The sequence below is a fragment of the Pseudomonas sp. NBRC 111127 genome, from assembly GCF_001320345.1.
Lineage (GTDB): Bacteria > Pseudomonadota > Gammaproteobacteria > Pseudomonadales > Pseudomonadaceae > Aquipseudomonas > Aquipseudomonas juntendi.
The window spans coordinates 1-14,804 of sequence record NZ_BCBD01000136.1; the positions used below are offsets into that span (position 1 = coordinate 1).

General features: G+C 64.2%; 14 protein-coding genes. 10 read left to right on the forward strand and 4 right to left on the reverse strand.

Going from position 1 to position 14,804, the window contains the following annotated elements:
- Positions 1-487: SdiA-regulated domain-containing protein (locus APH30_RS20775; RefSeq protein ID WP_177333765.1), on the forward strand; the 487-nt coding region annotated here is incomplete at its 5' end.
- A 90-nt stretch (positions 488-577) separates the two neighbouring features.
- On the forward strand, positions 578-1,480 hold the full coding sequence (locus APH30_RS20780) for an SdiA-regulated domain-containing protein (protein WP_054913634.1): 903 nt from the start codon (positions 578-580) through the stop codon (positions 1,478-1,480).
- 103 nt (positions 1,481-1,583) lie between these two features.
- Here the strand turns inward: APH30_RS20780 and rpiA are convergent, their stop codons facing one another.
- Positions 1,584-2,258 (reverse strand): ribose-5-phosphate isomerase RpiA, encoded by a 675-nt coding sequence (rpiA, locus tag APH30_RS20785; protein WP_054913635.1) that lies wholly within the window; start codon positions 2,256-2,258, stop codon positions 1,584-1,586.
- Between the two features lie 133 nt (positions 2,259-2,391).
- Between rpiA and ilvA the strand changes: the two genes are divergently transcribed.
- The 4 genes from ilvA to ptsP all read left to right on the forward strand — a co-directional run bounded on the left by ilvA (position 2,392) and on the right by ptsP (position 7,305).
- Entirely contained in the window at positions 2,392-3,906 is a 1,515-nt protein-coding gene (ilvA, locus tag APH30_RS20790) for a threonine ammonia-lyase, biosynthetic (RefSeq protein ID WP_009685079.1), read from the forward strand.
- Between the two features lie 43 nt (positions 3,907-3,949).
- On the forward strand, positions 3,950-4,375 hold the full coding sequence (locus APH30_RS20795; protein WP_009685080.1) for a DUF2269 domain-containing protein: 426 nt from the start codon (positions 3,950-3,952) through the stop codon (positions 4,373-4,375).
- Between the two features lie 148 nt (positions 4,376-4,523).
- Positions 4,524-5,003, forward strand: a complete 480-nt coding sequence (locus tag APH30_RS20800) for an RNA pyrophosphohydrolase (protein ID WP_003249017.1) — start codon at positions 4,524-4,526, stop codon at positions 5,001-5,003.
- A 22-nt stretch (positions 5,004-5,025) separates the two neighbouring features.
- Positions 5,026-7,305 carry a phosphoenolpyruvate--protein phosphotransferase gene (ptsP, locus tag APH30_RS20805; protein WP_009685081.1) on the forward strand — a complete coding sequence of 760 codons (2,280 nt, stop codon included), beginning with the start codon at positions 5,026-5,028 and terminating at the stop codon, positions 7,303-7,305.
- A 59-nt stretch (positions 7,306-7,364) separates the two neighbouring features.
- Here ptsP and APH30_RS20810 read toward each other — a convergent pair whose 3' ends face one another.
- On the reverse strand, positions 7,365-8,111 hold the full coding sequence (locus tag APH30_RS20810) for an NRDE family protein (protein ID WP_054913636.1): 747 nt from the start codon (positions 8,109-8,111) through the stop codon (positions 7,365-7,367).
- Between the two features lie 129 nt (positions 8,112-8,240).
- Here APH30_RS20810 and APH30_RS20815 point away from each other — a divergent pair, with 129 nt between their 5' ends.
- From APH30_RS20815 to APH30_RS20825, 3 genes are read left to right on the forward strand one after another with little or no spacing between them, the layout of a single operon-like run.
- Positions 8,241-9,023 carry a sulfite exporter TauE/SafE family protein gene (locus APH30_RS20815; RefSeq protein ID WP_054882076.1) on the forward strand — a complete coding sequence of 261 codons (783 nt, stop codon included), beginning with the start codon at positions 8,241-8,243 and terminating at the stop codon, positions 9,021-9,023.
- Positions 9,024-9,039: 16 nt separating this feature from the next.
- Complete coding sequence (lgt, locus tag APH30_RS20820) at positions 9,040-9,846, forward strand: prolipoprotein diacylglyceryl transferase (protein ID WP_054913637.1); 807 nt, start codon at positions 9,040-9,042, stop codon at positions 9,844-9,846.
- 51 nt (positions 9,847-9,897) lie between these two features.
- Positions 9,898-10,869 carry a thymidylate synthase gene (locus APH30_RS20825; RefSeq protein ID WP_029887260.1) on the forward strand — a complete coding sequence of 324 codons (972 nt, stop codon included), beginning with the start codon at positions 9,898-9,900 and terminating at the stop codon, positions 10,867-10,869.
- Between the two features lie 190 nt (positions 10,870-11,059).
- Here APH30_RS20825 and cadR read toward each other — a convergent pair whose 3' ends face one another.
- Positions 11,060-11,503, reverse strand: a complete 444-nt coding sequence (cadR, locus tag APH30_RS20830) for a cadmium resistance transcriptional regulator CadR (protein WP_054913638.1) — start codon at positions 11,501-11,503, stop codon at positions 11,060-11,062.
- 82 nt (positions 11,504-11,585) lie between these two features.
- Between cadR and APH30_RS20835 the strand changes: the two genes are divergently transcribed.
- Positions 11,586-13,844: a heavy metal translocating P-type ATPase gene (locus APH30_RS20835; protein WP_054913639.1), complete on the forward strand. Its 2,259-nt coding sequence runs from the start codon at positions 11,586-11,588 to the stop codon at positions 13,842-13,844.
- 44 nt (positions 13,845-13,888) lie between these two features.
- On the opposite strand, the gene APH30_RS20840 is transcribed toward APH30_RS20835, so the two are convergent.
- On the reverse strand, positions 13,889-14,804 hold a 916-nt coding region (locus APH30_RS20840; protein ID WP_054913640.1), incomplete at its 5' end, for a DUF3482 domain-containing protein.

Sequence of the window (14,804 nt, forward strand, 5' to 3'; positions counted from 1 at the left end):
TGACCTGACCCTGGTCAAGGTGGACGGGCACACGGCGGTGCTCAACCACGCCGACTTCAAAAGCTATGACCTGGGGCAGTCGGTGAAAAGCAACAAAGGCTTCGAGGCCGTCGCCTGGGACCCGCTGCACCAGCGCCTGGTCATCGGCGAGGAGCGCCCGCCCAAGCTGTACACCTGGAACACCGATGGCCGCAGCCAGCTCAAGGGCGACAAGCAGCCGCTGCCAAGCGATCAGCTCGACTTGCGCAACCTCTCGGCGCTGGGTGTCGACCCGCGCACAGGCCACCTGTTGGTATTGTCGGCCGACTCCAACATGCTGCTGGAGCTGGACCAGCAGGGGCAGCAGGTCAGCTTCATGACTTTGCTCGGCGGGTTCAACGGCCTGCAAGGCACCATCCCGCGGGCCGAGGGGGTGGCGATGGACGACCAGGGCAACCTGTACATGGTCAGTGAGCCGGCATTGTTCTATCGCTTCAGAAAACCCTGAGCCAACAATCCGCTTTTTCGGATGCTGGCATTAAGCTTTATTTCAGTCATTCATGGTTAGATTCGCCATCCTTGTGCCGAGTCTGCCTGTATGCGTGGTTTTGTTCGTCTATCCCTGGTAATCGCCGTTGTCTGCCTGTGCCTGCTCGGCTGGGCCGGGCATGAGTTCCGCCTTTACGAGCGCGCCTGGTTCAACCTCAAGACCTGGTGGCAGCCCGCCGAGCAGAGCATGGGCCTGGAGCGCTACCGGGTGGTGCTGGAAGCGCAGCCTATCGAAGGGTTGAACGACGATATATCGGCGCTGACCTACGACCCTGACCGCAAGACCCTGTTTACCGTCACCAACGCCCGTTCGGAGTTGATCGAGCTGTCGCTGGACGGGCGCATCCTGCGCCGCGTGCCGCTGACGGGCTTCGGCGACCCGGAGGCCGTGGAGTATGTCGGGCCAAACAGCTATGTGATTTCCGACGAGCGTCAGCAACGGCTGATCCGGGTGCGCCTGGACGACGACACGTTGTTCCTCGATGCCGGCGATGCCGAGCAGCTCAGCCTGGGCATTGGCCTGAACGGCAACAAAGGCTTCGAAGGCCTGGCCTACGACTCAGCGGGCAAGCGCCTGTTCGTGGCCAAGGAACGCGACCCGATGCTGATCTACGAGGTCCATGGCTTCCCGCACGACAACCCGGAAAAGCCCTATGCCGTGCATGTAGTACAGGACCGCAAGCGCGATTCACGGTTGTTCGTGCGGGACTTGTCGAGCTTGCAGTTCGATGAGCGCAGTGGGCACCTGCTGGCATTGTCCGACGAGTCGCGGCTGTTGCTGGAGCTGGATATCGAGGGCAGGCCGCTGAGTACCCTGTCGCTGCGCAAGGGCTACCAAGGCTTGCGGGCGACCGTACCGCAGGCCGAGGGGATTGCGATGGACGAGGCGGGAACCCTTTATCTGGTCAGTGAGCCGAACCTGTTCTATGTGTTCAAGCAGCCAGCCGACTGATCGTCTGTCAGGGCCCTTCGCGGGTAAACCCGCTCCCACAGATAGCTCGCCAGCTCCAGGCCAGTGGAGATCGCTGTAGGAGCGGGTTTACCCGCGAAGCGGTTTAATTGGCCGTCAGGCTCTTCACACCGTCAGCAGTACCCAGCAACAGCAGGTCCGCCGGCCGCGCCGCGAACAGGCCGTTGGTCACCACGCCAACAATGGCGTTGATCTGTGCTTCCAGCTCCACCGGGTTGGTGATCTGCAGGTTGTACACATCGAGGATCACGTTGCCGTTGTCGGTCACCACACCCTCGCGGTACACCGGGTCGCCGCCCAGCTTGACCAGTTGGCGGGCCACGTGGCTGCGGGCCATCGGGATCACCTCGACCGGCAGTGGGAAGGCGCCCAGCACCGGCACCAGTTTGCTGGCATCGGCGATGCAGATGAAGGTCTTGGCCACTGCTGCAACGATCTTCTCGCGGGTCAGGGCTGCGCCGCCGCCCTTGATCAGGTTCAGGTGCGCGTCGCTTTCATCGGCGCCGTCCACGTAGAACTCCAGCTCGCTGACGCTGTTCAGTTCGTACACCGGAATACCATGCCCCTTCAGGCGCTGGGCCGTGGCCTCGGAGCTGGCGACGGCACCGTCGAAGGCGGTCTTGTGCTGAGCCAGGGCATCGATGAAGAAGTTGGCGGTCGAACCGGTACCGACGCCGACGACGCTCTTTTCATCCAGCTTGGGCAGAATGAAGTCGACAGCGGCCTGGGCGACGGCCTGTTTGAGTTGGTCCTGGGTCATGCGGGCTCCGGAAGGGGCAGGGCGGTTTCAAAGTTGCCTAGTATAACGGCTCGCACGGCTTTGCTGTGGTCGCCCGACGTAGCGCTGGGGTAGACTTCCAGCCCTTGTCCCGCGGCCCAGTGATGCTTTCCCGATGCTCGAACAGTACGTCAAGAAGATCCTCACCTCGCGCGTCTATGACGTTGCCGTCGAAACCCCGTTGCAGAGCGCCGGGCAACTGAGCAAGCGCCTGGGCAACCAGATTCTGCTCAAGCGCGAAGACCTGCAGCCGGTGTTCTCGTTCAAGATCCGCGGGGCGTACAACAAGCTGGCCCAGCTGACCCCGGAAGAACTGGCCCGCGGCGTGGTCACCGCCTCGGCCGGCAACCACGCCCAGGGCCTGGCCCTGGCCGCGCGGGAAATGGGCATCAAGGCCACCATCGTGATGCCCAAGACCACCCCGGAGATCAAGGTCGAAGGCGTACGCTCGCGTGGCGGCAAGGTGGTGCTGCATGGCGACTCGTTCCCCGAGGCGCTGGCCTATTCGCTGAAGCTGGTGGATGAAAAGGGCCTGGTCTATGTCCACCCTTACGATGACCCGCACACCATCGCCGGGCAGGGCACCGTGGCCATGGAAATCCTGCGCCAGCACCCTGGCCAGCTGGACGCGATCTTCGTGCCGGTGGGCGGCGGTGGCCTGATCGCCGGTATTGCCGCCTACGTGAAGTACCTGCGCCCGGAAATCAAGGTCATTGGTGTAGAACCGGATGACTCCAACTGCCTGCAGGCGGCCATGGCCGCGGGTGAGCGCGTGGTGCTGCCGCAGGTCGGGCTGTTCGCCGACGGCGTGGCGGTGGCGCAGATCGGCCAGCACACCTTCGATATCTGCCGCCACCATGTGGATGAAGTGGTCACGGTCAGCACCGATGAAATCTGTGCCGCAATCAAGGATATCTACGACGATACCCGCTCGATCACCGAGCCTGCCGGCGCGTTGGGTGTGGCGGGCATCAAGCGTTACGTCGAACTGTACGGCGTGACCGGCCAGACCCTGGTGGCAATCGACTCCGGCGCCAATGTCAATTTCGACCGCTTGCGCCATGTGGCCGAGCGTGCCGAACTGGGTGAAAAGCGCGAGGCGATCATCGCCGTTACCATTCCTGAACGCCCGGGCAGCTTCAAGGCGTTCTGCCAGGCGATTGGCAAACGCCAGATCACCGAGTTCAACTACCGCAAGCACACCTCGGACGAGGCGCATATCTTCGTGGGCGTGCAGACCCACCCGGAAAACGACCCGCGCGCAGCCTTGGTGCAGCATTTGAGCGAGCAGGGTTTCCCGGTAACGGACCTGACCGACAACGAGCTGGCCAAGTTGCACATTCGTCATATGGTCGGCGGCCACTCGGCTGGCGCCAGCGATGAAATGGTGCTGCGCTTCGAGTTCCCGGAACGGCCGGGGGCGCTGTTCAATTTCCTCGACAAGCTGGGTGGGCGCTGGAATATCTCGATGTTCCACTACCGTAACCACGGCGCGGCAGACGGGCGTGTGGTGGCGGGCCTGCAGGTGCCGGAAGACGAGCGTCACCTGGTGCCAGCGGCACTGGCCAAGATTGGTTACCCCTACTGGGACGAAACCGAGAACCCGGCTTACAAGCTGTTCCTGGGCTGAGCAGCTAAGCTGGGCCTAAGGCTTGCTCAAGGACAACGCACACATGGAACATCTGACCACCCTGAAAACACTGCACATCATCGCCACTGCACTCCTGCTGCTGGGTGCCCTGGGCCTGGCGGTGTGGACCGTGCGCGCCCGCCGCCAGGGCGATGCGCAGGCCTATGCCAAGCTGCTGCGCCGGCCGCTGGTGTTCGTGTGGCTGGTAATGGTGCTGTGCCTGGTAAGCATGCCGTTCACCGGCTGGTGGCTGGTGCACCTGGTCGGTTGGCCGCTGGGGCAGACCTGGGTGCTGGCGTCCAGCGTCATCTATACGCTTGGTGCGTTTGCCGTGTGGTGGCTGCTGGTGCGGCTGAACCGGCTGCGCAAGGCCGAGCCGGTAGGGTTGCGCTTCACCTTGGCGCTGGCGGTGTTCAGTGGCGTCTGCCTGCTGTCCATCGCCGGGCTGATGGGCGCCAAGCCAGTCTGACGGAGCAGCGGCCAACGCTTGCCTGCATCACCTTGCCTTCACCGAACAAGGAGTTTTCACGCCGCGGCACATAAGCGTGGCGGGCGCGTTGCTGCGCTCGCAAGCTTTGTGGAACAATGCGGTGACATGCGTTTGCGAGGTTGCTGCCGTGATCGACCCGGATGGTTTTCGCCCCAATGTCGGGATCATTCTCACGAATGATGCCGGGCAGGTGCTATGGGCTCGACGGATCAACCAGGATGCCTGGCAATTTCCCCAGGGTGGTATCAACCCTGACGAAACGCCGGAAGATGCCCTGTACCGCGAGCTGAACGAAGAAGTTGGCCTTGAACGCGATGATGTGGAAATTCTTGCCTGCACCCGTGGCTGGTTGCGTTATCGTTTACCGCAGCGCCTGGTGCGGACCCACAGCCAGCCGCTGTGCATCGGCCAGAAGCAGAAGTGGTTCCTGCTGCGCCTGGTCAGCAACGAACAACGGGTAAGAATGGACCTCACCGGCAAGCCGGAGTTCGACGGCTGGCGTTGGGTGAGCTATTGGTACCCGCTGGGCCAGGTTGTGACATTCAAGCGCGAGGTATACCGGCGCGCCCTGAAAGAGCTAGCACCGCGTCTTCTGACGCGCGACTGACGACGGAGTTCGACCCCGAGCCATGCTCAATACGCTGCGCAAGATCGTCCAGGAAGTAAACTCCGCCAAAGATCTCAAGTCGGCGTTGGGGATCATTGTCTTGCGCGTCAAGGAGGCCATGGGCAGCCAGGTCTGCTCGGTGTACCTGCTTGACCCGGAAACCAATCGCTTCGTGCTGATGGCCACCGAAGGCCTGAACAAACGCTCCATCGGCAAGGTCAGCATGGCGCCCAACGAAGGCCTGGTCGGCCTGGTCGGTACCCGCGAAGAGCCGCTGAACCTGGAAAACGCCGCCGACCACCCGCGTTACCGCTACTTTGCCGAAACTGGCGAAGAGCGATTCGCCTCGTTCCTGGGTGCACCGATCATTCACCACCGCCGCGTGGTCGGGGTACTGGTCATCCAGCAGAAGGAGCGTCGCCAGTTCGACGAGGGCGAAGAAGCGTTCCTGGTCACCATGAGCGCCCAGCTTGCCGGGGTTATCGCCCACGCCGAGGCCACCGGCTCGATCCGTGGCCTGGGCCGGCAGGGCAAGGGCATCCAGGAAGCGCGTTTCGTTGGCGTGCCTGGCTCGCCAGGCGCTGCCGTAGGGCGTGCCGTGGTCATGTTGCCGCCTGCCGACCTCGAAGTGGTGCCCGACAAGGCCGTCGATGACATCGACGCCGAGCTCAAGCTGTTCGAAAACGCCCTTGAAGGCGTGCGCGAAGACATGCGCAAACTGTCGGCCAAACTGGCGACGCAACTGCGCCCGGAAGAGCGCGCCCTGTTCGATGTGTACCTGATGATGCTCGAAGACGCAGCGCTGGGCGGCGAGGTGACCGCGGTCATCAAGACCGGCCAGTGGGCCCAGGGCGCCCTGCGCCAGGTGGTCGGCGAGCACGTCAACCGCTTCGAGCTGATGGACGACGACTACCTGCGCGAGCGTGCCTCCGACGTGAAGGACCTGGGCCGGCGTTTGCTGGCCTACCTGCAAGAGGCCCGCTCGCAGTCGCTGGTCTACGCCGACAACACCATCCTGGTCAGTGAAGAGCTGACCCCGGCAATGCTCGGCGAAGTGCCGGAAGGCAAGCTGGTCGGCCTGGTGTCGGTATTGGGGTCGGGCAACTCCCACGTTGCCATCCTGGCCCGTGCCATGGGTATCCCCACGGTGATGGGCCTGGTCGACCTGCCGTACTCCAAGGTCGACGGCATCGAGCTGATCGTCGACGGTTACAAGGGCGAGGTGTTCACCAACCCGAGCGAAGTGCTGCGCAAGCAGTACAGCGACGTGGTCGAGGAAGAGCGCCAGTTGGCCCAGGGCCTGGATGCCCTGCGCGAGCTGCCCTGCATCACCCCCGACGGCCACCGCATGCCGTTGTGGGTCAATACCGGCCTGCTGGCCGATGTGGCCCGGGCCCAGCAACGCGGTGCGGAAGGGGTGGGCCTGTACCGCACCGAAGTGCCGTTCATGATCAACCAGCGCTTCCCCAGCGAAAAAGAGCAGCTGGCCATCTACCGTGAGCAGTTGGCGGCCTTCCACCCGCTGCCGGTGACCATGCGCACCCTCGATATCGGTGGTGACAAGGCGCTGTCGTATTTCCCGATCAAGGAAGACAACCCGTTCCTTGGCTGGCGCGGCATTCGGGTGACCCTCGACCACCCGGAAATCTTCCTGGTGCAGACCCGCGCCATGCTCAAAGCCAGCGAAGGCCTGAACAACCTGCGCATCCTGCTGCCGATGATTTCCGGTATTCACGAGCTGGAAGAGGCGCTGCACCTGATTCACCGGGCCTGGGGCGAGGTGCGCGACGAAGGCACCGACGTGCCGATGCCGCCGGTTGGCGTCATGGTGGAGATCCCTGCGGCGGTGTACCAGACCAAGGAGTTGGCGCGGCAAGTGGATTTCCTGTCGGTCGGCTCCAACGACCTTACCCAGTACCTGCTGGCCGTGGACCGCAACAACCCACGGGTCGCCGACCTTTACGACTACTTGCACCCGGCGGTGCTGCAGGCGCTGAACACCGTGGTGCGTGATGCCCATGGCGAGGGCAAGCCGGTCAGCATCTGCGGCGAGATGGCGGGTGACCCCGCGGCAGCGATCCTGTTGATGGCGATGGGCTTCGACAGCCTGTCGATGAACGCCACCAACCTGCCCAAGGTGAAGTGGATGCTGCGCCAGGTGAACATGGGCAAGGCCAAGGAGCTGCTGGTCGAAGCCTTGAGCCACGACAACCCGCAGGTTATCCACAGCTCGTTGCAGCTGGCGCTGAAAAACCTGGGGCTGGCGCGGATGATCGGGCCTGGGGCCAATAAAACCCTGTAAGGGGGGTGTTGCCTGTTCGGGCCTCTTCGCGGGCACGCCCGCTCCCACGAAGGCGCTGTTCAGACCGACAGCTCAACTTCCCCCAGGTGTCCTCCAAACGGCCCGAAACTGCGCTCGATCAGGCGCCTTCTGCCCTGATCATCCACAATCAGCACAGTACTCGCGCGTGTCCCATAACTCTGGCTGGCAATAAACACACTCGACAGCAGCTTCTCGGTCGCCATGCCCACGCCTGTGTCCGGTAGCTCCCCGTCAGTTGCAGGCTCGCCATCGGCCAGCAGCGCCAGCAACTGTGGCGGCTCCGGCCTTTCCAGCAAGCTCTGCAGCCCGCTTCGGGCCTTTACCAGTTTTGGCCATGGGGTATCCAGCCCGGCATTGGACAGCCCGTACACCCCGGCTTCCAGCAGGCGCGGCGCCACGTCTGGGCCATGCAGGTAACCCAGCTGGCGCCCATCACCCACCAGCAGGTTGAACCCCGAATACTGCCCGCTACGGCTGGCCACCTCGTCCAGGTAAGCCTCAACCCCCAGCTCACCCCGTAGATACCCCGCCACCAGCTCGCCGCGCGAGCGGGGCCCCTGCGCCTGCCGCGGGTCACGGATATTGGTCAGCGCTGCAAAGCGCCCCTGTGGGCCCACGCCCAGCCAGGTGCCACCGGCCTCCAGGTCCCGCCCGGCATGCACCCCGGGCGCATCCTCCCAGGCCGCCAGGGCCTGGGCAGGGCGGGCGTAGAATTCGTCGCGGTTGGCCGCGACGATCAGCGGCAGGGCGTGCCCCGGCCGCCAGGCGAATACGATCAGGCACATCGGTCAGGCCTCTGTGTTTTCTGCCACTGTACCCACAGCTGCGGGCAGGATCCATCCTGACACAGACTTCACTAGAGCCTCGAACCCGGCTTCCGTTACCATGCCGGATTGATTTCTCGGGGATGCCGAATGGAATTCGTGCTCTATCTGCTGTTGGGCGCCTGTGCCGGCGTGCTGGCGGGGCTGTTCGGCGTGGGCGGCGGCATCATCATCGTGCCGGTGCTGGTGTTCAGCTTCACCCTGCAGGGTTTCGACGCCTCGGTACTGACCCACCTGGCGGTGGGTACGTCGTTGGCGACCATCGTGTTCACCTCGATCAATGCCGTGCTCGAACACCACCGCAAGGGCGCGGTGCAATGGCCGATATTCGCCTGGATGACCCTAGGCATCCTCTTGGGGGCCGGTGTCGGCGCCAAGACCGCCTCGCTGATCCAGGGCCCGCTCCTGCAGAAGATCATTGGTGTCTTCGCCCTGGTCATCGCCGCGCAAATGGCCCTGGACCTCAAGCCCAAGGCCAGCCATGGTGTGCCTGGCAAGCCTGTGCTGGTTGGCGCGGGTGGGGTGATCGGTTGGGCCTCGGCCATTTTCGGCATTGGGGGTGGCTCGCTGACCGTGCCTTTCCTGACCTCGCGCAGCCTGCCCATGCAACAGGCAGTGGCCACATCTTCTGCCTGCGGCCTGCCGATCGCCATGGCCAGTGCCTTGAGCTTCATGCTGCTAGGTTGGCATGAGCAGCACCTGCCGCCCCACAGCCTGGGTTACGTGTACCTGCCGGCGCTGGTCGGCATTGCCGTGACCAGCATGTTTTTCGCCCGCTTTGGCGCGCGCCTGGCGCACAAGCTGTCGCCGCGCCTGTTGAAACGCCTGTTCGCAGCCCTGCTGTTCTGTGTTGGCCTCAGCTTTTTGATTTGAATCGAGAGGAAGTTCCATGCTGCCTTACCCGCAGATAGACCCCGTGGCCGTGGCCATTGGCCCGCTGAAAATTCACTGGTACGGCCTGATGTACCTGATCGGCATCGGTGGCGCCTGGTTGCTGGCCTCGCGTCGGCTGAACCGTTTCGACCCGACCTGGACCCGTGAAAAGCTCTCCGACCTGGTGTTCTGGCTGTCGATGGGGGTAATCGTCGGTGGCCGCCTGGGCTACGTGCTGTTCTACGACCTGCACGCCTACCTGGCCAACCCGACCTTGATCTTCGAGGTGTGGAAGGGTGGCATGTCGTTCCACGGCGGCTTCATTGGGGTGATGCTGGCAGCCCTGTGGTTCGGCAAGCGCAACAACAAGTCGTTCTTCGAGCTGATGGACTTCGTCGCGCCGCTGGTGCCGATCGGCCTGGGCGCCGGGCGTATCGGCAACTTCATCAACGCCGAATTGTGGGGCAAGCCGACCGACGTGCCGTGGGCGATGATCTTCCCGCCCTTCAGCGACCCCGCGCAACTGCCGCGCCACCCGTCGCAGCTCTATCAATTTGCGTTGGAAGGCGTGGCTCTGTTCGTGATCCTCTGGCTGTTCTCGCGCAAGCCGCGGCCGACCATGGCCGTGTCCGGCATGTTCGCGCTGTTCTACGGCATTTTCCGTTTCATCGTCGAGTTCGTTCGCGTACCGGACGCCCAGCTGGGCTATCTGGCGTGGGGCTGGCTGACCATGGGTCAGATTCTCTGCGTGCCGATGATCCTCGCTGGCCTCGGCCTGATCTGGTGGGCTTATAATCGCAAGCCCACGGCGAAACCCGCCTGATTAATCCCACGGCAGGGGCGATCCCCCTGCCGTATCTGCTACAGGTAAGCCATGAAACAGTATCTGGACCTGGTCCGCGACGTTATCGAAAACGGCACGCTGCAGGGCAACCGCACCGGCATCCGCACCATCAGCCTGCCGGGTGCGATGCTGCGTTTCGACCTGCAGAAGGGCTTCCCGGCCATTACCACGCGCAAGCTGGCGTTCAAGTCGGCGATCGGCGAGATGGTCGGCTTTCTGCGCGGCGTGAAGAACGCCGGTGAGTTCCGCGAGCTGGGCTGCAAGGTGTGGGACCAGAATGCCAACGAAAACGCCCAGTGGTTGGCCAACCCGTTCCGCCAGGGCCATGATGACCTGGGTGAAATCTATGGCGTGCAATGGCGCCAGTGGCCTGGCTACAAGCGCATCCCGCTGGGCAACCCTGCCGCTATCGCCATGGCCGAGCAGGCGGGCTTCCGCCGTATCGCCCAGGACGAGGAAGACGGTGTCGCCTTCGTCATCCTGTACAAGGCTATCGATCAGGTGCGCCAGTGCCTGGACACCATCGCCAACGACCCGGGCAGCCGGCGCATCCTGTTCCACGGCTGGAACTGCGCGCAGCTCGACGAGATGGCGCTGCCGCCGTGCCACCTGCTGTACCAGTTCCATCCGAATGTCGAGACCAGGGAAATTTCCCTGACGCTTTACATCCGTTCCAACGACCTGGGCCTGGGGACACCGTTCAACCTTACCGAAGGTGCGGCGCTGCTGGCCCTGTTCGGCCGCCTGACCGGGTACACCCCGCGCTGGTTCACCTACTTCATCGGCGATGCCCACGTGTATGAAAACCACCTGGACATGCTCAACGAGCAGCTCAAGCGCGAGCCGCTGGAAGCACCGAAGCTGGTGATCAGTGACCGGGTGCCGGCGTTTGCCGAAACGGGCAAGTACGAACCCGAGTGGCTGGAGAAGATCGAGCCGAGTGATTTCTGGCTGGAAGGCTATGAGCATCATGCGCCGATGACAGCGCCGATGGCGGTGTAGGTCCTGGGATGGCCGGGGGCGCTTTGCGCCCCTTTCGCGACACAAGGCCGCTCCTACATCTGCAGCGTGAGCTTGAAGCCAGCACCCAACCTGTGGGAGCGGGCGTGCCCGCGAAGCAGGCGACGCGGTGGCTGGCACCGGCTTTGCCGGTGTTCGCGGCTGAAGCCGCTCCTACGGGAGATCGTGTTCCTCAATGCCCGTGGCTGCGGCCCACGTGCGAATGCTCGGTTTCCGGCACCGTTACCGCACCATTCGTCTCCAGTTGCTGCAAGATCGCGCATTCTGCCCCCTGTGCGCTGCAGCGCCGGCGCAGTTCTATCAACTGCGCCTGCAACGCTACCAGCCCGTCGATGCGCGCCTGCACATGCTCGATATGCTCGTCGATCAGCGCGTTGACGCTGCCGCACGCGTCAGCCGGGCTGTCGCGCAGGCTTAGCAGGCTGCGGATTTCATCGAGGGTCATGTCCAGCGTGCGGCAATTGCGGATGAACGTCATCCGCTCGACATGCGCCTGGGTGTAGAGGCGGTAGTTGCCGTCGCTGCGCGCAGGTGCGGGCAGCAGGTTTTCCCGCTCGTAGTAGCGGATGGTTTCCACCGCGCAGTCAGTGGCTTTGGCCAGTTCACCGATCTTCATTACCAAATTCCCCGCTAATGGCTTGACCCTATAGTGGCTACAGGGTGTTCACTTGGCAACAGGCTCACTTTAAGGACCCCCCATGAACCAGCCTGTCAGCCACGAACACAAGCACGGTCACCACCACGATCATGCCCATGGCGAAGACGACCATGGCCATGCTGCCCATGGGCACAGCTGCTGCAGTGCCGAAGCTGCGCCGGCGCTGGTGCAGTTGAGCGAGCAGGCCAGTGGCCACGCGCGCCTCAGCCGCTTCCGCATCGATGCCATGGACTGCCCCACCGAGCAGACCTTGATCCAGGACAAGCTCGGCAAGCTGGCTGGCGTCGAGCAATTGGAATTCAACCTGATCAACCGCGTGCTTGGCGTGCGCCACACCCTGGGTGGTACCGCCGAAATCGAGCGGGCTATCGACAGCTTGGGCATGAAAGCCGAGCCGCTGGGCGCCGAAGACGACGGCAGCGCCAGCGCATCGGTACCGGCGAAAACCCGTTGGTGGCCGCTGGCGTTGGCGGGTACTGCGGCAATCGCCGCGGAAATCGTGCACTTTTCTGCGCTTGCACCGGAGTGGGTGGTGACCGCGCTGGCACTCGCAGCCATACTCGGCTGCGGTCTGGGCACCTATAAAAAGGGCTGGATCGCCCTGAAAAACCGCAACCTCAACATCAACGCCCTGATGAGCATCGCCGTCACGGGTGCGGTATTGATCGGGCAGTGGCCGGAGGCAGCCATGGTGATGGTGCTGTTCACCATCGCCGAGCTGATCGAAGCCCGCTCGCTGGACCGTGCGCGCAATGCCATCAGCGGCCTGATGCAACTGACGCCGGACATGGCGACTGTGCAGCAAGCCGATGGCCAGTGGCGTGAAGTGCCAGTGCGTGAGGTAGCCATCGGTGCACAGGTGCGGGTGCGCCCTGGCGAGCGCATTGGCCTGGACGGTGAAGTGACCAGCGGGCAATCCAGCGTCGATCAGGCGCCGATCACCGGCGAAAGCCTGCCCGTGGAGAAGGCGGTCGGCGACAAGTTGTTTGCCGGCACCATCAACCAGGCAGGGGCGCTGGAGTTTCGCGTGACCGCTGCTGCCGGGCAGTCGACCCTGGCCCGGATCATCAAGGCTGTGGAGCAGGCGCAAGGGGCACGGGCGCCGACCCAGCGCTTCGTCGACCGCTTCTCGCGCATCTACACGCCGGTGGTGTTCGCCATCGCCTTGGCCGTGGCGGTGGTGCCGCCGCTGTTCATGGCCGGTGCCTGGTTCGACTGGGTGTACCGCGCCTTGGTGCTGCTGGTGGTGGCGTGCCCGTGCGCCCTGGTGATCTCTACCCCGGTGACCATCGTCAGCGGCCTGGCCGCCGCTGCGCGCAAGGGTATTCTGGTCAAAGGGGGCATCTACCTGGAAGGCGGCCGCCACCTGGACTTCCTGGCCCTGGACAAGACCGGCACCATCACCCATGGCAAACCCGCCCAGACCGACGCCGAGGTGCTGGCGCCGCTGTTCGAAGGCCGCGCCCAGGCCTTGGCCGCCAGCCTGGGCGAGCGTTCGGACCACCCGGTGTCGCGAGCCATCGCCCAGTTCGGCAGGCAGCAAGGCCTGGCCTTGAGCGAGGTCGACGACTTTGCCGCCCTGGCCGGGCGGGGCGTGCGTGGCACCATCGACGGCCAGGTCTACCATTTGGGCAATCACCGCCTGGTCGAGGAACTGGGGCTGTGTTCGCCCGAGTTGGAGGCCCGCCTGGATGGGCTGGAGCGCCAGGGCAAGACCGTGGTCCTGCTACTCGACCCCAGCGGCCCGCTGGCGCTGTTTGCAGTGGCCGACACGGTCAAGGAAAGCAGCCGTCAGGCGATTGCCGAACTGCATGAGCTGGGCATCAAGACGGTGATGCTGACCGGTGACAACCCGCACACCGCCCAGGCCATTGCCGCCGTGGTAGGCATCGACCGCGCCGAGGGCAACCTGCTGCCGGCCGACAAACTGCAAAGCATTGAAGCCTTGTATGCTCAGGGCCACCGGGTGGGTATGGTCGGTGACGGCATCAACGATGCGCCGGCACTGGCCCGTGCCGAGATCGGTTTCGCCATGGCCGCGGCCGGCACCGATACCGCCATCGAAACCGCCGATGTGGCGCTGATGGACGATGACTTGCGGAAAATCCCGGCCTTCGTTCGGTTGTCGCGGCAAAGCGGGGCGATCCTGCTGCAGAACATCGTTCTGGCGCTGGGCATCAAGGCCATATTCCTGGCGATCACCTTTGCCGGCATGGCCACCATGTGGATGGCGGTATTTGCCGACATGGGCGTGAGCCTTCTGGTGGTGTTCAACGGTTTGCGCCTGCTGCGCAAATAAAGGCCTGCCTGGTGCGTATGGGGCGGCTCAGGCTCGCCGCCCGTTCAAAACTGAGACACCAGCGCCTCCAGCTGTTCCTGGCGCTCGGCCTGGTTCAGCTTCGCCCCCGGGTTCAGGGTGGACCACTGTGGATGCGCCCGCGCCCTGACCAGTGCCTCTGGCAGCTTGCCCTCACGCCAGGCCTTTTCATCCAGCTCACCCAGCCTGATGCTGTCCTGCGCTGCATGCCCGCGGCTGTCCAGGGCCACCATCAACTGCTGCTGACGCAAGGCCAGCAAGCGCAACACCGTATCGTCCACGGTCAACTCGCGCTTGCCCTTGAGTTTGCCCAGCAAGCGCGCGCCATAGTTGCGCGCCGTCTGCAACGCACCGCCGGCCAGCGCCCCGGCCAGTGCCGCTGCCCCCAGGGTAAGCCCGCCAACCAGCAAGTCGACCCCGGCACCTGCCGCTGCGCCGGCGGCTACGCCGCTGCCCAGGCGTACGCCCAGCAGCTTCAAGGTTTCGGGGTTGAACAGGTCATCGCCCCAGCGCCCATCCAGCAGCGGCAGGTCGCTGGCGTGGGCATCGTCGCGGCGGAAGGCATACAGCTTGAGCAGGGCTTCGACACACCGTTGCTCACGCTGACGAATATCCTGGCGCAGCGCTTCGATGGCCCGGGCTTCGGCCGCCGGTTCGGCATCGACGCTGCGCCGGCAGGCAGCGCAGTCCAGCAGCAGTTCGGCAATCAGGCGCTTGCCGCTGTGCTGGCGGGCCAGGCGTTGGGCCTGCTGGTCGTCGATCAGCCGTTGCAAGGCCGGGCGGGCGCTTTCCAGCAGCAGGGCCAGGCTTTCGTACAGGCGGCGTTCGCCGTCCTCGGGTGGGGCTACGCTGTCGAACCGTACCAACGCGTGAAGGCCAAGCCGGGCAAGGGCTTCGCGCCATTGCGCCTCGCGGTGCTGGTGGCTGGCGACAAAGTTGAGC